This is a genomic window from Catenuloplanes atrovinosus (genome assembly GCF_031458235.1).
In the GTDB taxonomy this organism is placed as follows: domain Bacteria; phylum Actinomycetota; class Actinomycetes; order Mycobacteriales; family Micromonosporaceae; genus Catenuloplanes; species Catenuloplanes atrovinosus.
In genome coordinates, this window is sequence record NZ_JAVDYB010000001.1 from 7,976,176 (window position 1) to 8,000,343 (window position 24,168).

16 protein-coding genes are annotated in these 24,168 nt (G+C 72.3%); 11 read left to right on the top strand and 5 right to left on the bottom strand.

From position 1 onward, the window contains the following. The first annotated feature begins 72 nt into the window (after nucleotides 1–72). From J2S41_RS35585 to J2S41_RS35610, 6 genes are all read left to right on the top strand, one after another. Nucleotides 73–3,054, top strand: coding sequence for an AfsR/SARP family transcriptional regulator (locus J2S41_RS35585; protein WP_310374656.1), 2,982 nt, complete (start codon nucleotides 73–75; stop codon nucleotides 3,052–3,054). Then, nucleotides 3,051–4,460 (top strand): class II fumarate hydratase, encoded by a 1,410-nt coding sequence (locus tag J2S41_RS35590; RefSeq protein WP_310374657.1) that lies wholly within the window; start codon nucleotides 3,051–3,053, stop codon nucleotides 4,458–4,460. The genes J2S41_RS35585 and J2S41_RS35590 overlap by 4 nt, the downstream gene beginning before the upstream one ends. 128 nt (nucleotides 4,461–4,588) lie before the next feature. Beyond that, the gene (locus J2S41_RS35595) at nucleotides 4,589–6,289 is read left to right on the top strand and encodes a S8 family serine peptidase (protein WP_310374659.1); all 1,701 of its coding nucleotides are present in this window, start codon (nucleotides 4,589–4,591) and stop codon (nucleotides 6,287–6,289) included. 74 nt (nucleotides 6,290–6,363) lie between these two features. Further along, nucleotides 6,364–7,782 carry a cysteine--tRNA ligase gene (cysS, locus tag J2S41_RS35600; RefSeq protein ID WP_310374660.1) on the top strand — a complete coding sequence of 473 codons (1,419 nt, stop codon included), beginning with the start codon at nucleotides 6,364–6,366 and terminating at the stop codon, nucleotides 7,780–7,782. After that, the gene (rlmB, locus tag J2S41_RS35605; protein WP_310374661.1) at nucleotides 7,782–8,915 is read left to right on the top strand and encodes a 23S rRNA (guanosine(2251)-2'-O)-methyltransferase RlmB; all 1,134 of its coding nucleotides are present in this window, start codon (nucleotides 7,782–7,784) and stop codon (nucleotides 8,913–8,915) included. Before cysS ends, rlmB begins: the two co-directional genes overlap by 1 nt. A 71-nt stretch (nucleotides 8,916–8,986) precedes the next feature. Then, a complete protein-coding gene (locus J2S41_RS35610; RefSeq protein ID WP_310374663.1) occupies nucleotides 8,987–11,722 on the top strand; it encodes an Hsp70 family protein in 2,736 nt (911 codons plus the stop codon). 10 nt (nucleotides 11,723–11,732) lie between these two features. On the opposite strand, the gene J2S41_RS35615 is transcribed toward J2S41_RS35610, so the two are convergent. From J2S41_RS35615 to J2S41_RS35635, 5 genes are read right to left on the bottom strand one after another with little or no spacing between them, the layout of a single operon-like run. Beyond that, entirely contained in the window at nucleotides 11,733–12,389 is a 657-nt protein-coding gene (locus tag J2S41_RS35615; protein ID WP_310374664.1) for a hypothetical protein, read from the bottom strand. Between the two features lie 9 nt (nucleotides 12,390–12,398). Further along, nucleotides 12,399–13,271, bottom strand: a complete 873-nt coding sequence (locus J2S41_RS35620; protein ID WP_310374666.1) for a carbohydrate ABC transporter permease — start codon at nucleotides 13,269–13,271, stop codon at nucleotides 12,399–12,401. After that, complete coding sequence (locus tag J2S41_RS35625) at nucleotides 13,268–14,257, bottom strand: carbohydrate ABC transporter permease (protein WP_374728214.1); 990 nt, start codon at nucleotides 14,255–14,257, stop codon at nucleotides 13,268–13,270. The genes J2S41_RS35620 and J2S41_RS35625 overlap by 4 nt, the downstream gene beginning before the upstream one ends. A gap of 31 nt (nucleotides 14,258–14,288) precedes the next feature. Beyond that, the gene (locus J2S41_RS35630) at nucleotides 14,289–15,641 is read right to left on the bottom strand and encodes an ABC transporter substrate-binding protein (protein WP_310374669.1); all 1,353 of its coding nucleotides are present in this window, start codon (nucleotides 15,639–15,641) and stop codon (nucleotides 14,289–14,291) included. Between the two features lie 20 nt (nucleotides 15,642–15,661). Further along, entirely contained in the window at nucleotides 15,662–16,747 is a 1,086-nt protein-coding gene (locus J2S41_RS35635; RefSeq protein WP_310374670.1) for a LacI family DNA-binding transcriptional regulator, read from the bottom strand. Nucleotides 16,748–17,027: 280 nt separating this feature from the next. On the opposite strand from J2S41_RS35635, the gene uxaC reads away from it, so the two are divergent. From uxaC to J2S41_RS35660, 5 genes are all read left to right on the top strand, one after another. Beyond that, nucleotides 17,028–18,443, top strand: coding sequence for a glucuronate isomerase (uxaC, locus tag J2S41_RS35640; RefSeq protein WP_310374671.1), 1,416 nt, complete (start codon nucleotides 17,028–17,030; stop codon nucleotides 18,441–18,443). Beyond that, nucleotides 18,440–19,753: an enolase C-terminal domain-like protein gene (locus J2S41_RS35645; protein WP_310374673.1), complete on the top strand. Its 1,314-nt coding sequence runs from the start codon at nucleotides 18,440–18,442 to the stop codon at nucleotides 19,751–19,753. Before uxaC ends, J2S41_RS35645 begins: the two co-directional genes overlap by 4 nt. A gap of 220 nt (nucleotides 19,754–19,973) precedes the next feature. Next, nucleotides 19,974–21,464, top strand: a complete 1,491-nt coding sequence (locus J2S41_RS35650) for a mannitol dehydrogenase family protein (RefSeq protein WP_310374674.1) — start codon at nucleotides 19,974–19,976, stop codon at nucleotides 21,462–21,464. A 7-nt stretch (nucleotides 21,465–21,471) separates the two neighbouring features. Further along, a complete protein-coding gene (locus J2S41_RS35655; RefSeq protein ID WP_310374676.1) occupies nucleotides 21,472–22,644 on the top strand; it encodes a Gfo/Idh/MocA family protein in 1,173 nt (390 codons plus the stop codon). A 182-nt stretch (nucleotides 22,645–22,826) separates the two neighbouring features. Continuing rightward, nucleotides 22,827–24,146 carry a pectate lyase family protein gene (locus J2S41_RS35660; protein ID WP_310374678.1) on the top strand — a complete coding sequence of 440 codons (1,320 nt, stop codon included), beginning with the start codon at nucleotides 22,827–22,829 and terminating at the stop codon, nucleotides 24,144–24,146. Nucleotides 24,147–24,168 lie beyond the last annotated feature (22 nt).

Below are 24,168 nucleotides of genomic sequence, written 5' to 3' on the forward strand. Positions count from 1 at the left end.
CGTGATCGGCGATGGGAGCCACCGTCCGGAGGAGCTACATTTCTGCTCGGCGAGGCACGTCCGGGAGTCGCGATGTGGTTTGGCATCCTAGGTCCGCTGCGGGTCGCGAACGGTGGCGTCGACGCGCCGGTCGCCGCCGGCCGGGACCGGGTCGTGCTCGCCATGCTGCTGCTCAACTCGCTGCACGTGGTCTCGATCGACCAGCTGGTCGACGCGCTGTGGGACTCGTCGCCGCCCGCCACCGCCCGCGGCCAGCTGCAGAGCAGCGTCTCCCGGATCCGCCGCGCGTTCGCCGAGGCCGGGCTGCCCGCCGACCTGATCGTCACGGACCCGGCCGGATACCGCCTGGTCGCCGACCCGGAGCAGGTCGACGTGAACGTCTTCGACCGCCGCCTCGCCCAGGCCCGGCTCGCGGTGGAGAAGGAGGAGTGGGCGGAGGCGCGGGAGCACTTCCGCGCCGCGCTCTCGCTCTGGAAGGGACCCGCGCTGGCCGGCATCACCAGCCCGGCCGTGCGCCGCGCCGCCGCCGCGCTGGACGAGCAGCGGCTGCTGGCCATAGAGGACACGTTCGACGTGGAGCTGCGGCTCGGCCTGGAGCGCGAGGCGATCAGCGGGCTGACCGGGCTGGTCGAGCGCCACCCGCTGCGGGAACGGCTGCGCGGCCAGCTGATGATCGCGCTCTACCGGGCCGGCCGGCAGGCGGACGCGCTCGCGGTCTACCGGGACGCGCGCGAGGTGCTGGCCACCGAGCTGGGCATCGAGCCGGGACCGGCGCTGCGCGAGGTGCAGCGGCAGATCCTCACCGGTGAGGTGCAGGCCTCGGCCCCGCCGGCGCAGCGGGACGTGACGCTGCCGGTGCGCGCGCTGCCGCGTACCGTCGCGGACTTCACCGGCCGGGCCGACGCGGTGGACCGGCTGGTCGGCGCGGTCGAGGAGGCCGGCTTCGACGGCCCGGTGATCCAGGTGATCGACGGCATGGCCGGCAGCGGCAAGACCACGCTGGCGGTGCACGTGGCGAACCTGGTGGCGCCGCGCTACCCGGACGCGCAGCTCTTCATCGACCTGCACGGGCACAGCCTGCGCCGGCCGCTGGACGCGTCCGCCGCGCTGGTCACGCTGCTGCGCCAGCTCGGCCTGCCCGGCGACCGGATTCCGGTGGACATGGACGACCGGGTGGCGCTCTGGCGCAGCGAGCTGGCCGCCCGCCGGGCGCTGGTGGTGCTGGACAACGTGGCCAGTACCGCGCAGATCGCGCCGCTGCTGCCGGCCTCCGCGGGCAGCCTCGCGCTGATCACCAGCCGGCGCCGGCTGCTCGGGCTGGACGCGGTCCGCCCGGAGTCGCTGCCGGTGCTCTCCGAGTCCGAGGCGGTCGACCTGCTGGCCCGCATCGCCGGCGACCGGGTGCGCGCGGAGCCGGAGGCGGCGGCCGACGTGGTGCGCTGCTGCGGCTACCTCCCGCTGGCGATCCGGCTGGCCGCGGCCCGGCTGGCGCACCGTCCACGCTGGCGGGTCGCGGACCTGGCCCGGCGGCTGGCCGGCCGCTCCGCGCTGCCCGAGCTGGCGGCCGAGGAGCGCACCGTGGCCAGCGCGTTCGACCTCTCCTACGCGCACCTGCCGGCCGTGGCGCAGCGGGTGTTCCGGCTGCTCGGGCTGCACCCGGGCGAGCGGTTCGACGCGTACACCACGGCCGCGCTGGCCGGGCTGCCGCTGGACGACGCGCAGGACGTGCTGGACGACCTGGTGGACTGGCACCTGGTGGAGGAGCCGCAGGCCGGGCGCTACCGCCTGCACGACCTGATGCGCGAGTTCGCGTCCGGGCTCGCCGCCCGGGACCCGCTGCCGGAACGGCACGCCGCGGTCGGCCGGCTGCTCGACTTCTACCTGCACGCGGCGGACGCGTCCACGGTCGGCATGGAGGCGCACAGCTCCGGTGACGTGCGCGGCTGGGGGCCGGCGCAGCGCCCGGACCTGGTCGAGGCGCTGCCCAGCAAGCTGCGCTGGCTGGAGGACGAACGGGCCGCGCTGATCGCGCTGGCCGACCGGGCGATCGGCGCCGGGCACGCGCACTACGCCTGGTGGCTGGCGCGGGCGGCGTGGCGGTTCCTGTACGTCAACGCGTACCACGACGACCTGATCGTGCTGCACGAGCGCGGTCTGGCCGCCGCCCGGCTGGCGGGCGACGACGCGGCCGTGGCGCAGGTGCTCAACTACCTGGCCTCCTCCTACTACCGCACCGGCCGGTACGCGGACGCGGTGACGCACCTGACCGAGTCGCTGCGGCTGCGCGAGCTGCTCGGCGACGACCGGGGCACCGCCACCACGCGCGGCAACCTCTCCGCGGTGCAGCTGATGATGGGGCTGCTGCCGGAGGCGCTGGCGAACGCGCGCGCGTCCTACGCGGTCTGGGAACGGCTCGGCGACGACCGCGGGCGCATGCTGCACCTGCCGAAGATGGGCTTCGTCGCCACGCTGCTCGGCCGGTACGAGGAGGCGCTGCACTACCACCGCCGCCACCTGCTGCTCGCCTGCGAGCGCCGCGACCAGCACAACGTCTCGGTCGCGCTCGGCCACATCGGCGCGGTCCGGGTGCGGATGGGCGCGGCCGACGCGGCGGCCCGCTGCCTCACCGCCGCCCTGCGCCGCCAGCGCGGCATCCCGTACAACGAGGCCGAGGTGCTCAACGACCTCGGCACCGCACGCCGCCTCCAGGGCCGGTTGGCCGAGGCGGAGCGGCACCACCAGGAGGCGCTGCGGATCATGCGGACCGTCGGCGACCGGCAGGGCGAGGCGCTGGTCGGCAACGACCTCGCGGCCACGCTGCTGGCGGCCGGGGACGAGACGGCCGCGGCGGAGGCGTACCGGCGCTCGCTGGCCATCTCGGTGCAGATCGGCCACCGGTACGAGCAGGCCCGCGCGCTGGCCGGCCTGGGCGACTGCCTGACCCGGCGGGACCCGGACGAGGCCCGCGCGTGCCGCGAGCGCGCACAGATGATCTTCGAGGAGATGGGGGTGGCTCAGATCAACTGCGAGCCGGCCGCCGGAGAGGGAGGATGAGGGCTGTGACGACTGCGAACGAGAGTGGATATCGGATCGAGCGCGACACCATGGGCGAGGTCCGGGTGCCGGTGGACGCGCTGTGGCGAGCCCAGACCCAGCGGGCCGTGGAGAACTTCCCCATCTCCGGGCGCGGCCTGGAGCCGGCCCACATCCGCGCGCTGGCGCAGATCAAGGGCGCGGCCGCCGCGGTGAACGCGGAGCTCGGCGTGGTCGACACGGACGTGGCGAAGGCGATCGAGACCGCGGCCGCGCACGTGGCGGACGGCGGCTACGACGACCAGTTCCCGATCGACGTGTTCCAGACCGGCTCCGGCACCTCGTCCAACATGAACACCAACGAGGTCATCGCCACGCTGGCCAGCCGCGAGCTGGGCCGTGACGTGCACCCGAACGACCACGTGAACGCGTCCCAGTCCAGTAACGACGTGTTCCCCTCCTCGATCCACCTGGCCGCCACCCAGGCGGTCACGCACGACCTGATCCCGGCGCTCGGACATCTGGCCGACGCGCTGGGCGCCAAGGCCGCCGAGTGGGAGACCACCGTGAAGTCCGGCCGCACCCACCTGATGGACGCCACCCCGGTCACGCTCGGCCAGGAGTTCTCCGGCTACGCCGCGCAGGTGCGGTACGGCGTCGAGCGCCTGGAGGCCGCGCTGCCCCGGCTGGCGGAGTTGCCGCTCGGCGGCACCGCGGTCGGCACCGGCGTGAACACGCCGCCCGGCTTCGCGCCCGCCGTGATCGAGAAGCTGCGCGCCGCCACCGGCCTGCCGCTGACCGAGGCCCGCAACCACTTCGAGGCGCAGGGCGCGCGCGACGCGCTGGTCGAGGCGTCCGGCCAGGTGCGCACGATCGCGGCCGGCCTCTACAAGATCGCCAACGACATCCGCTGGATGGGCTCGGGCCCGCGCGCCGGCCTGCGCGAGCTGCGCCTGCCCGACCTCCAGCCCGGCTCGTCGATCATGCCGGGCAAGGTGAACCCGGTGGTGCCGGAGGCGGTCCGCCAGGTCGTCGCGCAGGTGATCGGCAACGACGCGGCCGTGGCGTTCGCCGGCACCCAGGGCGACTTCGAGCTGAACGTGATGCTCCCGGTGATGGGCCGCAACCTGCTGGAGTCGATCAAACTCGTGGCGAACGTGTCCCGGCTGCTGGCCGACCGCTGCGTGGCCGGGCTGGAGGCGGACACCGACATCACCCGCGGGTACGCGGAGGGCTCGCCGTCGATCGTCACGCCGCTCAACCGCTACCTCGGGTACGACGAGGCCGCCTCGATCGCGAAGACCGCGCTGAAGGAGAACAAGACCATCCGCGAGGTGGTCGTGGAGCGCGGCCACGTGGCGTCCGGAAAGCTCACCGAGGAGCAGTTGGACACCGCTCTTGACGTTCTGCGCATGACGCGGCCGTAGCTCCTGGTTTCGTCTGCTACGCCTGTGTAAAGAATTTGTGCTTGCCTCTATGCGAATACATCGAGATCGGGTGGGATGCTTCCAGGCCGCCATCGGCGGCCGTCCCTCGACTCGAGAGGAAGCAGATGGTGAGCAGACGCTTCACCGCCGGCTCGGTCGCGACCGTGACCGGGCTGGCGTTGGTGCTGGCGGTCCCCGCCGGGGCGGCCACCGCCGCACCGGCCGCGGCCGGCGCGGCCGAATACACGGTGGTCGCGGAGGACGGTGTCTCCACCGCCGCGGCCACGGCGGCGATCGCGGCCGCCGGCGGCACGGTGGTCGAGAGCAACGACAGCGTCGGCACGTTCACGGTGACCGCCGGTGCGGCCGACTTCGCGGCGAAGGCCGCGGCCTCGACCGCGCTGATCGGCGCCTCGAGCAACGACCGCGCGATCGGCAAGGCGCCCAAGCTCGACCTGGTCGAGCAGGAGGCACTGCTGGCGCCCTCGTCCCGGGCCGCGGCCAAGCGCGGCGGCCACGGCGGCCCGAAGCTCGACCCGCTGGACGAGAAGCTCTGGGGCCTGGAGCAGGTCCGCTCCGACGACGCCCGCCGGGTGGAGCCGGGCGACCGCGGCGTGACGGTCGGCATTCTGGACACCGGCGTGGACGCCAGCAACCCCGACATCGCGGCCAACTTCAGCTGGAAGCTGTCCCGCAACTTTGCGCGCGATATCCCGGACGTCGACGGCCCGTGTGAGGTCGAGAGCTGCCTCGACCCGGTCGGCACGGACGACGCCGGCCACGGCACGCACGTCGCCGGCACGATCGGCGCGGCGGTCAACGGCTCCGGCATCTCCGGCGTGGCGCCGAACGTCACGCTGGTCGAGCTGAAGGGCGGCCAGGACTCCGGATACTTCTTCCTGGAGTCGGTCGTCAACGCGCTGACCTACGCCGGCGACGCGGGCCTGGACGTGGTGAACATGTCCTTCTACATCGACCCGTGGCGCTTCAACTGCCTGAACAACCCGGCCGACTCGGCCGCCGAGCAGGCGGAGCAGCGGGCCACCATCACCGCGGTCCGGCGTGCGCTGACCTACGCGCACAACAAGGGCGTGACGCTGGTCGGCTCGCTCGGCAACAGCCACGAGGACCTGGGCAACCCGCGGCCGGACGCGTCCAGCCCGAACTACCCGGGTGGCACCGAGCGGCCGCGCGAGATCGACAACGCGACCTGCTTCGACCTGCCGGCCGAGGGCCCGTTCGTGATCGGTGTGTCCGCGACCGGCCCGTCCGGCCGCAAGTCCGACTACTCGAACTGGGGCACGGAGCAGATCTCCGTCGCCGCGCCGGGTGGCTGGGCCACGGACACGCAGGGCACCGGTGACACGTTCGCCAATCGGATCCTCTCGGCGTACCCGCTGAAGGTCCTGCAGGAGATCGGCCGGGTGGACGCGGAGGGCAACATCGTCCCCGGCTTCGAGAACCGGGTGTTCAAGGACTGCACCAAGGCCGGCGCGTGCGGGTACTACGCGTACCTGCAAGGCACGTCGATGGCGTCGCCGCACGCCTCCGGCGTCGCCGGGCTGATCGTGTCGAAGTTCGGCACGCCGGACTGGCGCCGTGGCGGGCTGACGCTCCCGCCGAACTGGGTCGAGCAGCACCTCTACCGCACCGCGGCGGAGCAGGCCTGCCCGACGCCGGCGCTGATCAGCTACGCGGAGGTGGGCCTGTCGGCCGAGTACGACGCGCTGTGCACCGGCACGAAGAACTTCAACAGCATCTGGGGGTACGGGATCGTGGACGCCTACAAGGCCGTCACCACCCCGCTCCAGCCCTGGGTGAAGCCGTAACCACCTAATCAAGATCATTCGCTGGTACGATGGCCGGTCCCCGCGAGGCGGGGGCCGGCCGTTACCCTTGGAGGGTGACACTACGCTTGTACGACACCGCGACCCGCTCGGTGCGGGACTTCGTCCCGCGGTCACCCGGCAAGGTCGGGATCTACCTGTGTGGTCTCACCGTTCAGGCGCCGCCGCACATCGGCCACCTCCGCTCCGGGGTCAACTACGACGTCCTCCGGCGCTGGCTGCTGCGCTCCGGATACGACGTGACGTTCGTCCGCAACGTGACGGACATCGACGACAAGATCCTCGCGAAGTCCACCGAGCAGGGTCGCCCGTTCTGGTCCATCGCGTATGAGAACGAGGTCAAGCTCGCCGCGGCGTACCGGTCACTCAACGTGCTCCCGCCGACGTACGAGCCGCGTGCCACCGGTCACATCCCGGAGATCCAGCAGATCATCGCGAAGCTGATCGAGGACGGTCATGCGTACCCGGCCGCGGACGGCTGCGGCGACGTCTACTTCTCGGTCCGCAGCTTCCCGGCGTACGGCGCGCTCTCCGGCCAGCACCCGGACGACATGCAGGAGGCGGCGGACAGCGAGGCCCGCGCCAAGCGGGACCCGCGCGACTTCGCGCTGTGGAAGGGCGTGAAGGAGTCCGAGCCGCTGGCCGGCAGCTGGCCGTCGCCGTGGGGCCGCGGCCGGCCCGGCTGGCACATCGAGTGCTCCGCCATGTCCTGGCGCTACCTCGGCGAGGACTTCGACATCCACGGCGGCGGGCTCGACCTCCAGTTCCCGCACCACGAGAACGAGATCGCCCAGTCCCGCGCCGCCGGGTTCGGCTTCGCCGGCTACTGGGTGCACCACGCGCTGCTCAACCTCGGCGCGTCGAAGATGAGCAAGTCGACGGGGAACGTGCTGGATCTCGCGCACGTGGCCGGCATCGGCGTGCGCCCGGTCGAGCTGCGCTACTACGAGGCGCAGCCGCACTACCGGTCGACCATCGACTACTCGGACGACGCGCTGCGCGAGGCCGCGGTGGCATACCGGCGGATCGAGGGTTTCGTCCAGCGCGCCGCCGAGCTGACCGGCCCGGGTGAGCTGGGCGACATCCCGCCCGCGTTCGCGGCCGCGATGGACGATGATCTGAATACGTCCGCGGCGCTCGCGGTCGTGCACGAGTCGATGACCCGCGGCAACACCGCGCTCAGCGCCGGCGACCGGTCGACGGTCGCCGCCGTGCTGGCCGAGGTGCGTGCCATGCTGGACGTGTTCGGCGTCGACCCGCTGGACCCGGCCTGGCAGGCCGGCGGCGGTGGCGCCGGCGACCTCCGCCCGGTGATCGACTCACTGGTCGCGCTCGCGCTCGAGCAGCGCACCGCCGCGCGCGCCCGCAAGGACTGGCAGGCCGCCGACGCCGTGCGTGACCAGCTCAAGAACGCCGGCATCGCGGTGGAGGACACCCCGGCCGGGCCACGATGGACCATTGGGGAGCAGCACTGATGCCGGGCAACTCGCAGCGCAGGAACAAGCGCGTCACGCCGAAGAAGGGCGCGTCGCAGGGTTCCGGCGGAAAGAACCGGTCCGGCCTCGCCGGCCGTGGCCGCACGCTGCCGGCGGACGAGCGTCCCTGGCACAAGGGCTACTCCGGCACCGAGCCGCTGCCCGAGAAGACCGCGCGCAAGCAGGACAAGGAGCGCCGGGCCGCGGCCGCCGAGGGCCGCGCGCCCAAGGTCGGCATGCCCGGCACCAAGGACACCACCTGGGGCAGGAACGGCACCGGCCGCGGCGCCCCGGCGTCCGGTCGCGGCGCGCTCGCCGGTGGCCGCGGTGCCGGCAAGGTCGGCGCGCGCGGCCCGCGGATCGCGCCGGGCCGCCGCTCCACGCCGCCGAAGGACTCGCCCGAGCTGCTGGTCGGCCGCAACCCGGTGGTCGAGGCGCTGCGCTCCGGCGTGCCCGCGACCGCGCTCTACGTGGCGCACGGCATCGAGATGGACGAGCGCGTCCGCGAGGCGGTGCGCACCTGCGCCGACAAGGGCATCGCCATCATGGAGGTGAGCCGGGCCGAGCTGGACCGGATCACCGGCGGGGTGCTGCACCAGGGCATCGGCGTGCAGGTGCCGCCGTTCGCCTACGAGGACTTCTCCGACCTGGTGGCCGCCGCGCTGGAGCAGACCGCGCCGCTGCTGGTCGCGCTGGACGGCGTCACCGACCCGCGCAACCTCGGCGCCGTGATCCGGTCCGCCGCCGCGTTCGGCGCGCACGGCATCTTCGTGCCGGAGCGCCGCGCCGCCGGGATCACCGCGACCGCGTGGCGCACCAGCGCCGGCGCGGCCGCCCGCCTCCCGGTCGCCCAGGTGACGAACCTGACCAGGGCGATCAAGGCCTGTCAGCAGGAGGGCTTCCTGGCGATCGGGCTGGACGCGGACGGTGCCACCGACGTCTACCACCTGGAGGCGGCCACCGGCCCGACCGTGGTGGTGGTCGGCTCCGAGGGCCGCGGCCTGTCCCGGCTGGTCGGCGAGACCTGCGACCTGCGCGTCTCGATCCCGATGGCCTCGGACGTGGAGTCGCTGAACGCGTCGGTCGCCGCCGCGGTCGCCCTTTCGGAGATCACGCGTCGCCGTAACGCCTGAGCTGCGCCGGGTCACTACCATGCGAGGCTGATCTCCCGGAGCGGCCGGGATGCGGCGAGGGAGACACCGGCATGAGGCAGGACGGCCCGTACGGGCTGGGCGTCGATCTCGGCACGTCCAACACGGTCGCCGTGCTGTACACGCCGGACGGCCGCACCCGCCCGCTGCTGTTCGACGGCCAGCCGATCATGCCCTCCGGCGTCTACCTGGACCCGGAGGGCCGGCTGCACGTCGGCCGGGACGCGCAGCGCCTCGCCCAGGCCGACCCGGCCCGCTACGAGCCGAACCCGAAGCGCCGCATCGACGAGACGTCCGTGCTGCTCGGCGACCGCGAGGTCCCGGTCGTCGACCTGCTCGCGGCCGTGCTGGCCGCGGTCGCCCGCGCCGCCGTGGAGGCGGTCGGCTTCCTGCCGCCGGCCATGCTCACCCACCCGGCCGCGTGGGGCCCGGTCCGCCGGGAGACCCTGGCCCAGGCGGTCGCGCGGGCGGGCTGGCCGCCGGTCGGGCCGCGCGGGATCCGGTTCACCCCGGAGCCGGTCGCGGCCGCGCGGTACTTCGCCGAGGTGCTCAGCCGCCCGGTGCCGGCCGGGTCCGCGCTCGCGGTCTTCGACTTCGGCGGCGGCACGCTGGACGTGGCGGTGGTCCGCAACGACGGTCTCGGTCCGGCCGGCCGGCCGGTCTTCTCCGTGGTCAGCTCCGGCGGCGTCGCCGACCTGGGCGGGCTGGATCTGGACGCCGCGCTGGTCGAGCACGTCGGGCGCCTGCTGACCGCGCCATCCCCGCACGCCGCGCCGGACGGCCCGACCCAGCGGCTGGACATCGGCGCGGCGCAGGCGTGGGAGGCGCTGCTCCGGCCCGCCACCGCGACCCAGTGGCGCAACCGCCGCCAGCTCTGGGACGACGTGCGCGGCGCCAAGGAGATGCTGTCCCGGGCCACGGTCGCGCCGATCGCGGTGCCGGGCGTCGAGCGCGCGGTGCACCTGACCCGCGAGGAGCTGGAGCAGGTGATCACGCCGCTGCTGCGCCGCGGCGTGCACGAGACCGCCGGCGTGATCCGCGCGGCCGGCACCACGCCGGACCGGCTGGCCGGGCTGTTCCTGGTCGGCGGCTCGTCCCGGGTGCCGATGGTGGGCCGCCTGCTCCACTCCGACCTGCACATCGCGCCGACCGTGCTGGAGCAGCCGGAGCTGCCGGTCGCGGAGGGCGCGCTGGCCGAGCTGCTCTCCACCGCCGCGCCGATCGCGCCGCCGGTGTCGCCCGCATCCGCGCCCCCGGTCTCACCCGCATCCGTGCCCCCGGTCTCGGCACCCCCGATCTCGGGACCTCCGACGTCCGGACCCCCGGCTTCCGCGCCGCCCGTGTATTCGGGACCGCCGCCGAAGTCCCGCCGGCCGCTGCTGCTGGCCGGCCTGGCCGCCTCGGTCGTGCTGATCCTGCTGGTCACGGCCGGCGTCGTCTACCTGAGCGGGTGGAACCGCCCGTCCCGGATCACCTTCCAGACGATGGAGCCGGGAACCGAGTTCCCGGCCGTCACGGACGACCCGGACGCCTACGTCAGCGACTTCTTCACCGGGGTCGTCGGCGACCGCGCGTTCGTCGCCGCCCAGCGCCCGGACAAGACGCTGGAGATCAAGGGCATCGACCTGGCCCGGAACGAGCGGCTGTGGCTCCAGACCACCGCGCAGGCCGCGCCGGTGAGCTGGTCGGAGCTGCACACCACGGAGCGGTACGTGATCGTCGCCGGTGCCCCGTTCACCGACGACTCCCCGGGTCCGCTGGCCGTCTACGACCGAGACGGCACGCACCTGTGGAACGGCGAGCTGGCGCTCAACCAGCAGTTCGTGGTCTTCGAGGACCGCCTGGTGCTGATCGACCCGAAGGGACGCAAGCTCGTCGGGCTCGACCTGGCGACCGGCGACCCGCGCTGGGAGCTGCCGGTGCCGGTCGGCGAGTTCTCCGAGGCGTTCCGCATCGCGCGGATCAGCTCACCCGGCGAGCTGACCGGACCCGCCCGGCCCGGCGGCACGCCGATGTGGCCGAACCCGGCCGCCGCGCAGCGGTTCGTGCTGGTGACCTCGGACCAGCGCGCCCGCGTGGTGGACGCGACCAACGGCCGGGTCACGTCCGAGCGGTCGGTGGCGATCGAGCCCGCCTACCTGACCCCGAGCCTCGGCATGCAGATCCTGGCCGACGACGACCGGCTCTACATCGGCACCACCGGGGACGGCTACCGGATCGACGCGTACGACCTGGACTCGGACGCCGCGCCGGTGGTCGTCTACAACGGCGCCCACGACCGGCGGCTCGAGACGCTGATCCCGTGCGGCGACGACCGGCTCTGCCTGGCCGACATCGGCGAGGAGAACACGGAGGCGGTCGCGGCCGTCGACGTCCCGGCGGACGGGACCGCGAAGGAGGCCTGGCGCCGGGACGACGTCAAGGGCCTGGTCGCCACGACCGACCCGGGCGCGATGGTCGCCACCGGCGACGGGCTGCTGGTCTGGCGCAAGGCCGAGGACGGCAGCTTCCGGACGTCGCTCTACGACGCGGCCGGCACGAAGGTCTTCGACTGGAGCGGCGTCGGCGCCCGGCTCAACGCGCGCAGCTTCCTGCTCTTCGACCGCGCGTTCTCCTCGTCCGGCGCGGAGAGCGTGCCGCTGGCCGCGGTGGTCGACGACGACCGGGACCCGCAGCAGATCGGCACGCTGATCGAGGCGCGGCTCGGCTCGTGCTCCTGGAACGCGACGACCATCGTCTGCGGCAGCGGCGACAACGGCTTCCGCGTGCAGCACTTCGCCGAGGACTGACCCGGCAGGATCAAGAGCCCTCCACGGTACGCACGGAAGCCGCCACCCCGCCCAGCCGGCGCCGGACCACGTGCAGCGCCAGCAGCGTGTAACCGGCCAGGATCGGGACCAAAATCACCTGGATGAGGTAGCCGAGCGCGATCGTGAACGCCATGATCCCCGCGCTCGCCGCCGGCAGCGCCGGCCGGGACACGGCCAGCCGGGCGGCGTCCCGGGTGGCGGCGCGCCAGCCCGCACCCGCGCGGCCGAACTCGACCACGACCATGGCCGCGAAGCCGGCACCGGCCACCGCCAGCGCCAGCGTCGCCCAGATCAGCGGCGGGCCGCCCGGCGCCAGGCCGACGCTCAGCGCGTGCACGTTGAGCCGGATCAGCACGCCGAACGCGATCAGCACCAGCAGCGGCGGGATGCCGGGCAGCAGCCCGTGCCGGAAGTGGCGCGCGGTCTCGCGTACCCCCGGGAACCGCTCCTGATCCGTCCATCGGGCGACCGCCGCGGAGGCGGTGCCGACGGCCGCGCCCGCGGTGATCACCGGCAGCGCGGCCAGCGTCATCACGATGCCGGTCAGGGCCAGGTCGGAGGCGGCGCGGAGGGTGTCCCGCCAGTCGCGCCGGACCGGAGGCCGGGGAACGTCCTCCACCGGCCCGGGCGACTGGCGGTCATCCACGACGAATCCTCAACCCTTCAGGCCGCTGGTGTTGATGCCCTCGACCAGCATCCGCTGGAACGCGACGAAGAACAGGAACACCGGCAGCAGCGACAGCACGGACATGGCGAACATCGCGCCGAGCGAGCTCTGCCCGGTCGAGTCGATGAACAGCCGCAGCGCGATCGGGACCGTGTAGTCCTCCAACTCGTTCAGGTAGACCAGTTGGGTGAAGAAGTCGTTCCAGGTCCAGATGAACGAGAAGATCGCGGTGGTGACCAGCGCGGGCCGGCTCAGCGGCAGGATCACGTGCCAGAACACGCCGTACGGTGAGCAGCCGTCGATCGTCGCGGCCTCGTCCAGGTCGCGCGGGATGCCCCGCATGAACTGGACCATGAGGAACACGAAGAACGCCTCGGTGGCCAGCGCCTTCGGCACGATCAGCGGCAACAGCGGGGTGTCGATCCAGCCCAGCGTGTTGAACACGATGTACTGCGGGATGATCAGCACGTCGCCGGGGAGCAGCAGCGTACCGATCATGATGGCGAACCAGAGTCCGCGCATCGGGAACCGCAGCCGGGCGAACGCGTACGCCGCGATCAGGCAGGACACCGCGTTCGCGATCACGGTGAGCAGCGCGATCACGGTGCTGTTGATGAAGAACCGGGTGAAGCTGACGTCGAAGCTGTTCCACCCCGCGGCGTAGTGCGACAGCGTGAACTCGGTCGGCAGCACGGAGATGTTGCTGGCGATCTCCGCGTCCGACTTGAACGACGAGCCGATCACCCAGGCCAGCGGGTAGAGCACCAGCAGCAGGCCGACGATCAGCACGGCCAGCCGGACCGCCTGCCCGGCGCTGAACCGGTTCTTCCGGACGGTGACGTGCGGCGCCACAGCGGTCATCGGTCATCCCCATCGGCGTAGTGCACCCAGAACCGGCCGGTGCTGAACAGGACGATCGTCAGGATGCCGATCGTCAGCAGGAACACCCAGGCGAGCGCGGACGCGTACCCCATGTCGAACTCGGCGAAGCCGCGCTTGTAGAGGTAGAGCGTGTAGAGCAGCGTGGAGTCGACCGGGCCGCCGTTGCCGTTGCTGATCACGAACGCGGACGTGAAGCTCTGGAATCCGCGGATCGTCTCCAGCACCAGGTTGAAGAAGATCACCGGCGAGAGCATCGGCATCGTGACGTGCCAGAACTGCCGCCACGGGCTGGCCCCGTCGACGGACGCGGCCTCGTACAGCTCGACCGGCACCTGCTTGAGCCCGGCCAGGAAGATCACCATGGGCGCGCCGAACTGCCAGATGCCCAGGATGATCAGGGTGCCGAGCGCGTAGTCCGGGTCGTTGACCCAGGCCTGCCCGGTGATCCCGAAGAAGGCCAGGAACTCGTTGACCGCGCCGTCGCCGGCGAACAGGGCGCTCCACACCAGCGCGAGCGCGACGCTGCCGCCGAGCAGCGACGGCAGGTAGAACAGGCCGCGGAACAGCCCGACGCCGCGCCAGGCGCGGTTCAGCAGCAGCGCCACCGCGAGCGCGGCGGCGAGCTTGAGCGGCACCATCACCAGCGCGTAGCCGAGCGTCACGGTGACCGCGCGGTAGAACTGCGGGTCGTTCGTGAACATCGTGCGGTAGTTCTCCAGCCCGATCCACTCGACGTCCTCCCAGGTGGAGAAGACCGAGTAGTCGGTGAAGCTGAGGTAGAGCGACAGCAGCATCGGGATGGCGGTGATGCCCATCAGGCCGAGCAGCCAGGGGGAGAGGAATACGTACCCGGCCACGCCTTCCCGGCCGCGCCCGCCACCGGCCCCCCGTCGCTTGCGTGCGACGGGGGACCCGCGGCCGGGCTGCTCGGGGACGACCGGGGCGGATGCCGTGGTCAGTGCCACGAGCGTGCCTCCTTATCCAGGTGCGGGAGCGTCAGGCGAGCTTGCTCTGCGCCTGGGAGATGAAGTCCTGTGCGGCCTGGGCCGGCGTGGCCTTGCCGTACTGGACGCTCTCCGCGATCGTCACCAGCAGCGTGCGGATCGCGGCGTGACCCTTCGGCGGCGGCGCCGGCGCGGCACCGAACTGCGGCGTGATCTGGGTCTCGAACGCCAGCGACGCCTTCTGGTTCGCGTCGGTCAGCGTGGCCTCGACCTCCTTGCGCAGGTCCAGGTTCGGCGTGATGCCGCGCTCGATGCCGAGCGTCTTCGCGGCCGTGGCGTCGTTCACGAAGAAGTTGATCACGTCGGCGACCACGTCCGGGTGCTCGGTCCTGGACGAGCCGGACCAGTACATCGAGGCGCGCGCCCACTGACCGTTCGGATTGCCCGGGTACGCGACCAGGCCGAGCTGGTCCTTGGTGTTCTTGGACAGCGCGGCCAACTGGTTCGACCAGACCCAGCTGGTGGCGGCCTTGCCGGTCACCACGAGCTGCTTGGTCGCGTCCGAGCTGTTGCCCTCGTGGATCACGTCGGCGGTCGGCGTGGCGCCGGAGTCACGCGCGCCCTTCCACAGCTCGAACCAGCGGGTCAGGTCCTCGGCCGTGAAGCCCAGCTCCTTGCCGTTGTAGAACTCCTTGCCCTGCTGGCGCAGCCACACCCAGAGCGCCTTGTAGTCCGCGCTCGGGTCCATCGTGCCGGGCAGCTTGCCGCCGGACTTGTCGCTCACCTGCTTCGCCCAGGTGATGAAGGCCTCCCAGGTCATGCCGGTGGTCGGCTCCGCGACGCCGAACTCCTGGAGCTTGGACCTGTTGTAGATCAGGCCGGGCGTGTTCTCCGCCAGCGCGACGCCGGCCTGCTTGCCGTCGACCACGCCGTACTTCGCCAGGCTCTCCGGGAACTTGGACAGGTCGAGCGACTTGTCCTCCACGTACGGCGTGAGGTCCAGCGTGACCTTGCGCTCGGCCAGCTCGGAGAGCATGTTGTCATCGAGCTGGAAGAGGTCCGGCGCGTTCCCGCCGGCCGCCTGCGTGGACAGCTTGTCCAGGTAGCCCTGGTTGCCCTGGAACGTGGTCACGAACGTGACGTTCGGGTGGGCGGCGGTGTAGGCGTCGAGCACCTTCTTCGTGGTCTCGGCGCGCGAGTCGTCGCCCCACCAGAAGACGCTGAGCTCGACCTTCTCGTTCGGATCGGTGCCGGCGCTGTCGCCGCTGTCTCCGCAGGCAGCGGCGCCGAAGATGAGCGGAAGCGCGACCGCGGTCGCGGCCAGGCCGCGAAGAACACGGCCAATTTTGAGGGTACGGTGAGGGCGCGCGGGCAGCGCGCTCTCCGGATGTGTGGCGGGGTGCATTCTTGCGCTCACTCCTTGGGCTAGGAGGCGACAACTTCCGGGAGAGGCGCGACCGCGCCGCCCGGGTCCGCAGTGCCATGCGGGCCCGGGCCCGTTGAGTCGCGTATGACCAACTGGGTCTGCAGCGTTACCTGTGCGGTGGTGCGGCGGTCGTCGACGGGAACGGTCCCGGTGGCGCCGCGTCCGACGCGACCCGGCCAGGAGCCGTCCTGTTGCAGGAGCATGTCGACGGCCGCCCGTCCGGCAGCCGCCGTGGGGTTGGCCACCGTCGTCAATCTGGGCCGGGTCAGCCGGCTGAGCGTGATGTCGTCGATGCCGACCACGCTCACCTCGGCCGGGACCGCGATGCCGAGCGAGTCGAGCCCTTCCATCAGCCCGATCGCCATCAGGTCGTTGTAGGCCAGCACGGCCGTCACCTCGGCCCGGCGCACCTGCTCGGCCATCGCCTGGCCGCCGCGCTCGGTCGGCGGGTTCGGCCCGAGCACGGTCAGCTCCGCGTCGCCGGCGCGGGCCGCCGCGGTGGCGGACCGGCGGATCTCCCGGCTGGTCCACGAGCCGCGCGGGCCGGAGAGCAGCGCCAGGTCGCGGTGGCCGAGGGAGATCAGGTGCTCGACCGCGAGCCGGGCGCCCTGGCCGACGTCCATCACCACCGACGGCAGGCCGGCCACCTGGCGGTTGATCACGACCAGCGGGACCTCGCGGGACAGCTGCTCGATCAGGCTGTTGCTCATGCGCGGGCTGCACAGCAGGATGCCGTCCACCTGCTTGGCGAGCGCGTGGACCAGCTCCTCCTCGACGGCCGGGTCCTCATTCGTATCCGTGACGAAGATGTGGTAGTCCCGCTGCCGGGCCTGGGTCTCGGCCGCCTTGATGAGCAGCGGGAAGAACGGGTTCGAGATGTCCGGGACGATCAGGCCCATGTTGTGCGTGCGGCCGGTGATCAGCGCGCGCGCCGCCCGGTTGGGCCGGTAGCCCAGCGACTCCGCACACGCGAGCACGCGACTGCGCGTGTCCGGGTTGACCAGGTGCGGCGCCGAGAAGGTGCGCGAGACGGTGGAGATGTGCACCCCCGAGGCCCGGGCAACGTCTCGGATCGTGGCTGGCACGCGAACCCCTTCGTGGTCATCGATGGTGTGGCCGTCGTCACGTGGATGGCCAATTAATGCAAACGGTTGTGCCTATGTCAATGGACGTTTATTGCGGAACTATTGCGGAAGCGCTCCCAAGGGGATCATGCATGCGGGCAAAATCGGACAAAGTCGGTCTCTTTGTGTTCGACCGTTGACGGACAGCTACCCCTCATGGTTTCTTCGCTGCAAACCTTTGCAGTTATGGAAAGCGATGTAACACGAAGAACGCCCGAGTGAACCCCCTCTGAGGAGCCTCGTGTCCGACCTCCTTCTGCCCGCCGAGCCCACCCAGCGCGGCATCGCCCGAGAGCTGTACGCGCTGGCGGCCGAACAGCCGATCATCTCGCCGCACGGCCACGTGGACCCCGGCCTGCTCGCGGACGACGCGCCGTTCCCCGACCCGGCCCGGCTGATCATCGTGCCCGACCACTACGTCACCCGGATGCTGCTCAGCCAGGGCATTCCCCCGGCGGAGCTGGGCGTGCCCGCGCGCGACGGCACGCGGACGGCCACGGACGGGCGAACGATCTGGCGGCGCTTCGCGGAGCACTGGCACCTGTTCCGCGGCACGCCGTCGCGGCTGTGGCTGGAGCGGACGTTCGAGACCGTGTTCGGCGTGACCGACCGGCTCGGCCCGGACACCGCCGACGCGATCTACGACCGGATCTCCGCGAGTTTGGACACGCCGGAGTTCCGCCCGCGCGCGCTGTTCGAGCGCTTCAACATCGAGGTGCTGGCCACCACGGAGTCGCCGCTGGACGACCTGTCCCGGCACGCCAAGCTGGCGGAGGACGGCTGGGGCGGGCCCGGTGGCCGGGTGATCACCACCTTCCGGCCGGACAACGTGGTCGACATGGAGTTCGAGGACTGGGCCGGCAACGTGGCCCGGCTCGGCGAGATCACCGGCGAGGACACCGGGACGTACCGCGGATATCTGCACGCCCTCCGGGCGCGGCGCCGGGACTTCATCGCGGCCGGCGCGACCAGCACCGACCACGGGCACCTGACCGCGCGCACGCTGCTGCTCACCCCGGTCGAGGCGGCCGCGCTCTACGCGCGCGGGCTGTCCGGGCGGGCGACGCCGGCGGACGCGGAGGCGTTCCGCGCGCACATGCTGGTCGAGATGGCGCGGATGTCCATCGAGGACGGTCTGGTCATGCAGCTGCACCCGGGCGCGTTCCGCAACCACAACCGGTGGCTCTACGACACGCACGGCCGCGACGTGGGCGGCGACGTTCCGCACGCGGTCGAGTTCGTGCACGGGCTGAAGCCGCTGCTCGACGCGTACGGCAACGACCCGCGGCTGCGGCTGGTGCTGTTCACGCTGGACGAGGACACCTTCACCCGGGAGCTCGCTCCGCTGGCCGGCGGCTACGCGGCGCTCTACCTCGGCGCGCCGTGGTGGTTCCTGGACTCGCCCGAGGTGATGCGCCGGTTCCGCGAGGCGGTCACCGAGACCGCGGGCTTCTACAACACGTCCGGCTTCGTGGACGACACGCGCGCGTTCTGCTCGATCCCGGTGCGGCACGACGTGGCCCGCCGCATCGACGCCGGGTTCCTGGCCCGGCTGGTCGCCGAGCACCGCCTGCCGCTCGACGAGGCGGCCGAGACGATCGTCGACCTCGCCTACCGGCTGCCCAAGAAGATCTTCAAAATCGGAGAGAAGCTGTGACCACCATTCTCGCGGTCGAGGTGCACGACGTGCGGTTCCCCACGTCGGACTCGGCGGACGGTTCCGACGCGATCAACCGTGGCGACTACTCGGCCACCTACGTGGAGCTGCGGACCGATACGGCCCACGTCGGGGCGGGCTTCACGTTCACCAACGGCCGGGGCAACGAGATCACCTGCGCGGCCGTGCGCGCGCTGGCCCGGCACGTGACCGGCAAGACGCTGGAGGAGATCGTCGCGGAGCCGGTGGCGTTCTGGCGGTCGCTCTCCGCGGACGCGCAGCTGCGCTGGCTCGGGCCGGAGAAGGGCGTCATCCACATGGCGACCGGCGCGCTGGTCAACGCGGTGTGGGACCTGCGGGCCAAGGTCGAGGGCAAGCCGCTGTGGCGCCTGCTGGCCGAGATGCCGACGGCGGAACTGGTCGCGTCGATCGACTTCCACCACATCACGGACGCGATCACACCGGCGGAGGCGGCCGCGATCCTGGACAAGGGCCGGGTCGGGCTGGAGGAGCGGCTGGCTCTCATCACGCAGGACGGGTTCCCCTCCTACACCACCTCGGTCGGCTGGCTCGGCTACCCGGACGAGAAGGTGCGCGCGCTGAGCCGGGCCGCGTTCGCCGAGGGCTGGCGGGCCGTGAAGATGAAGGTCGGCGGCCCGATCGAGGACGACGTGCGCCGGGCCCGGATCATCCGCGAGGAGGTCGGCCCGGAGACGCGGCTGATGATGGACGCGAACCAGGTGTGGGACGTCGACGAGGCGATCGCGAACATGGCGCGGCTGGCCGAGTTCGACCCGTACTGGATCGAGGAGCCGACACACGCGGACGACGTGCTCGGGCACGCCCGCATCCAGCGCGCGGTGGCGCCGATCCGGGTGGCGACCGGCGAGGTCGCGGCGAACCGGGTGATCTTCAAGCAGCTCCTGCAGGCCGAGGCGATCGGCGTCATGCAGATCGACGCGTGCCGGGTCGGCGGCGTCAACGAGGTGCTGTCGGAGATCGTGATGGCCGCGAAGTTCGGCGTGCCGGTCTGCCCGCATGCGGGCGGCGTGGGGCTGTGCGAGTACGTGCAGCACCTGGCGATCTTCGACTACCTGCGGGTGAGCGCGTCGCTGGACGGCCGGATGGTGGAGTACGTCGACCACCTGCACGAGCACTTCGTCGACCCGGTCCGCACGGTCTCCGGCAGGTACGTGTTGCCGGAGCAGCCCGGATACAGCGCGGAGATGAAGCCGGAGTCGGTCGCGGAGTACAGCTTCCCGGACGGCCCGATCTGGAGCGCCCGACTGGCGGACGGGGTGGAGGCATGAGCGAGCTTGCGAGCGAATCATTGGCTCAGCGCCGACCACGACGTGACCGCGGCGTGGATGAGCAACCCGGCATTCGTGAGCTTGCGAGCGAATCATCGGCTCAGTGCCGGCCACGACGTGACCGCGGCGTGGATGAGCAACCCGGCATTCGTGAGCTTGCGAGCGAATCATCGGCTCAGCGCCGACCACGACGTGACCGCGGCGCGAAGGGAAGTCCGGCATGACCAGCACGGTGGGGGTGGCGCGGCTGGGGATCGGGGCGATCGCGTCGTTGCCGATCGAGAGCCGGCCGCTGGTCCGGCCGGACGAGATCAGGTCCGGCATCGTGCACCTCGGGCTCGGCGCGTTCCACCGGGCGCACCAGGCGGTCTACACCGAGGAGGCGATCTCCGCGGGTGGCGGGGACTGGGGCATCGTCGGGGTCGCGCCGCGCAGCACCGGGGTGTTCGACCGGCTGCGGGCGCAGGACAACCTGTTCAGCGTGACCACGCTGGGGGCGCACACCTCGCGGACCCGCGTGATCGGCGCGCTGTCCGAGGTGCGGCACGCGGCGAGCGATCCGGCCGCGATCGTGGCGCTGCTGGCCGACCCGCGGATCCGGGTGGTGACGCTGACCGTGACGGAGAAGGCGTACCAGCTGGATCCGGTCACCGGCGAGCTGCTGGCGGACGAGGAGGTGGCCGCGGACCTGACCACGGACCGGCCGCCGCGGACCGTGCCCGGCCTGCTGATCCGCGGCCTGCTGGCCCGCGCCGCCGCGGACGCCGGGCCGATCACGCTGCTGAGCTGCGACAACCTCCCGTCGAACGGGCGGCGCACGCACGGCCTGGTCGCCGCCGGGCTGGCGTTCGCCGCGGCGGGCGACGCGGCGAGCTGGGTGGACCGCAACGTCACGTTCCCGAACTCGATGGTGGACCGGATCGTGCCCGCGTCCACGCCGGAGACGCTGGCCACCGCGGCGGCGGCGCTGGGCGTCGAGGATCAGGCCGCGGTCGCGGCCGAGCCGTACATCCAGTGGGTGATCGAGGACCGGTTCCCGGGCGGGCGGCCGGCCTGGGAGCGGGCCGGCGCGATCATGACGGATGACGCGGGGCAGTGGGAGCGGCTGAAGCTGCGCACGCTGAACGGTGTCCACTCCGCGCTGGCCTACCTGGGCGCGCTGGCCGGGAAGGAGACCATCGCGGAGTCGCTGGCGCTGCCCGGCATGGAGGCCACGCTGCGCCGGCTGATCGCGGAGGACATCGCGGAGAGTTTCGAGCCGCCGGACGGGGTCTCCATCACCGGGTACGGCGACGAGGTGCTCGCCCGGTTCGCCAACCCGGTGATCCTGCACCGTACGCACCAGGTCGCCATGGACGGCACGCAGAAGCTGCCGCAGCGCATCCTGCACACGATCCTGGACCGCCGGGCCGCGGGCGGGGACGCGCGCTGGGCCACGCTGGTGGTCGCCGCGTGGATGCGGTTCGCGCAGGGTGCGGCGGACGACGGCACCGCGCTGCCGCTGAACGACCCGCTGGCCGACCGGATCCGGACCGTGCTGGCGGACACGCCGTCCGAGCCCGCGGCCGTGGTCGACGCGCTGCTGCACATCGACTCGGTCTTCCCGGCCGCGCTGGTCGCCGACGACGAGGTGCGCGCGTCGATCACGGCCTGGCTGACCGACCTGACCCGGCACGGCGCGGTGGCCACGGTCGAGGCGGCGGGCAGGTGAGCGGCCGGTGAAGCGGGTGGCGCTGATCGGCGCGAGCGGGCACGGGCTCTCGCACCGCCGCAACCTGGCCCGGCTGGCCGCCGCCGGCCGGGTCGAGATCGCGGCGTTCGCGGACCCGCGCCCGCCGGTGCCGGAGCCGGACGCCCCGATCCCGGCCGGCACCCGGATCTTCACCGGCCACGCGGAGATGCTGCGCGAGATCCGGCCGGACGCGGTGGTGATCTGCACGCCGCCGCACACGCACCGCGAGATCGCCACGGACGCGCTGGAGGCCGGCGCGGACGTGCTGCTGGAGAAGCCGCCGGTGATGTCGCTGGCCGAGCACCGGGCGCTGGCGGCGGTGGCCGCGCGCACCGGGCGGGCGCTCCAGATCGGGTTTCAGGCGCTCGGTTCGGCCGCGCTGGACGAGCTGCGCGCCGCGATGGCGGACGGCCGGCTGGGCGAGGTCACCGGCATCGCCGCGCTGGCGTCCTGGCAGCGGCCGGACGCGTACTACGCGCGGACGCCGTGGGCGGGCCGGCGCACCGTGAACGGCCGCCCGTCGCTGGACGGCGCGATCGCGAACCCGCTGGCGCACGCGCTGATGCAGGCCCTGGCGCTCGCGCCGGACCCCGTGCCGGTCGCGCTGGAGCTGGAGCGGTACCGCACCCGCCCGATCGAGGTGGACGACACCGCGAGCCTGCGCGTGTCGTTCGCCGCCGGGCCGCCGGTGCTGATGGCGGTGACGCTCTGCGGCGAGGACTTCATCCGCGGCGAGATCGTCGTGCACGGTACGCACGGCCGGGCGGTGCTGGAGTACCCGACCGACCGGCTGCTGCTGCCCGGCGACGACGCGCCCCGCCAGGTGCCCGGCCGCCGTGACCTGCTGGAGAACCTGCTCGACGACCCGGGGCACCTGATCGCGCCGCTGGCCCGGACCGCGCCGTTCACCGCGGTGCTGGAGGCGGTGCAGGCCGCGCCACTCCCGGACCCGGTCGACGCGGCGCTGGTCGACTCCGTGGGCGCGCCGCCGGGCCGGGTGCACGTGATCCGGGGCGTCAACGCGGCGCTGCGGGCCGCGGCGGAACGGCCGGGACTGCTCTCCGAGGTGGGGGTCGGCTGGGCGCGGGCGCCGTGGCGCACCACGATCGGCGGATTGCCGGCACGGGACCTGCAAACGGGAGGCAAAGCGGCCCGGTAACCAATACGGACAGAGTGGTCCACACTCCGGCGATTGTTCGCCGGTCAATGGGCCATGCCTCTTTTATGTGCAACTAACCTGCATATTCGTTTTATTGACTCTCATCCACGTAAATATCTACGTTGAGCCCAGATGTTTCGCGTTCGTAAACGCATTCGTGTGGCGCTCAGGTGGAGAGATCAATGACGAGACGATTGACCGCGGCGGCGATCGCGGGACTGCTTCTGGTGACGCTTCCGTCGGCCGCGCGGGCCGGCGGCGGTGGCAACTACGGGAAGAGCGCCGACCTCGGCCGGCAGGTGCTGCCCGCGAACGACGGCTGGGCCGCGGCCGGTCCCGGCACCACGGGCGGCAGCGCGGCCGACGACGCGCACGTGTTCACCGTGCGGACCCGCGCCGAGCTCGTCGCCGCGATCGGCGGGCGGGCGAACGCCGTACCGAAGATCATTTACGTCGACGGGCACATCGACGGGTTCGAGGCCGCGGACGGCACGCTGCTGGACTGCGCGGCCCTGGCCGATCCGGCGTACTCGCTGGACGCGTACCTGGCCGCCTACGACCCCGCCACCTGGGGATACGTGGCGCCGGCCGGTGAGCTGGAGGCCGCGCGGGTGCGCTCGGTGGCCCGGCAGACCGCGCAGACGCAGATCAATCTCAGCCCGAACACGACGCTCGTCGGCCGGCCCGGCGCCACGCTGAGCGGCCTGACGCTGATGGTCGACGGCGCCAGCAACACGATCATCCGGAACCTGGCGATCGAGGACGCGCGGGACTGCTTCCCGGCCTGGTCGCCGACGGACGGCGAGTTCGGCAACTGGAACTCGAACTACGACCTGATCTCCGTGCGGCGCAGCGAGAACGTGTGGGTCGACCACAACACGTTCTCCGACGGGGACAACCTCGACGCGGACCAGCCGATCTACTTCGGACGGCCGTACCAGGTGCACGACGGCGCGCTGGACATCACGCACACGGCCAGCCTGGTCACCGCGTCCTGGAACGTCTTCACCGACCACGACAAGACCATGCTGATCGGCTCGTCGAACACGGTCGGCCCGGACGTCGGCCGGCTCAGGGTGACGATCCACCACAACCTGTTCGACGGCAGCGTGCAGCGCCTGCCCCGGGTGCGGTTCGGCCAGGTCGACATCTACAACAACCACTACCGGCTGTCCGGCGAGACGTTCGACTACGCGTGGGGCGTCGGCGTGCAGTCCGCCATCTACGCGGAGAACAACTACTTCCGGCTCTACGACGACCTGCGGCCGGACGCGATCATCCACGACTGGGGCGGCACCGCGATCACCGAGCGCGGCACCGTGATCCGCATCGGCAACCGCGCCGAGGCCGCGATCAGCGTGCTCGACGCGTACAACGCCACCCACGACCCCGATCTGAGCGGCGACGCCGGCTGGACCCCCGTGCTGCGGGCCGGTCCGGTGCTGCCCGCCACGGATGTCCCGAGCGTCGTCGGCTCGTCCGCCGGCGCCGGGAGGCTGTAGCGCCCATGCGGCTCGGTCGTCC

Bases quoted from the DNA above. Each gene is read 5' to 3' on its own strand.
- J2S41_RS35650 (WP_310374674.1), top strand. From the start codon at position 19,974: ATGACCAGCACGGTGGGGGTGGCGCGGCTGGGGATCGGGGCGATCGCG.
- J2S41_RS35610 (WP_310374663.1), top strand. From the start codon at position 8,987: ATGAGGCAGGACGGCCCGTACGGGCTGGGCGTCGATCTCGGCACGTCC.
- J2S41_RS35660 (WP_310374678.1), top strand. From the start codon at position 22,827: ATGACGAGACGATTGACCGCGGCGGCGATCGCGGGACTGCTTCTGGTG.
- J2S41_RS35585 (WP_310374656.1), top strand. From the start codon at position 73: ATGTGGTTTGGCATCCTAGGTCCGCTGCGGGTCGCGAACGGTGGCGTC.
- J2S41_RS35620 (WP_310374666.1), bottom strand. From the start codon at position 13,271: ATGACCGCTGTGGCGCCGCACGTCACCGTCCGGAAGAACCGGTTCAGC.
- rlmB (WP_310374661.1), top strand. From the start codon at position 7,782: ATGCCGGGCAACTCGCAGCGCAGGAACAAGCGCGTCACGCCGAAGAAG.
- J2S41_RS35590 (WP_310374657.1), top strand. From the start codon at position 3,051: ATGAGGGCTGTGACGACTGCGAACGAGAGTGGATATCGGATCGAGCGC.
- J2S41_RS35630 (WP_310374669.1), bottom strand. From the start codon at position 15,641: ATGCACCCCGCCACACATCCGGAGAGCGCGCTGCCCGCGCGCCCTCAC.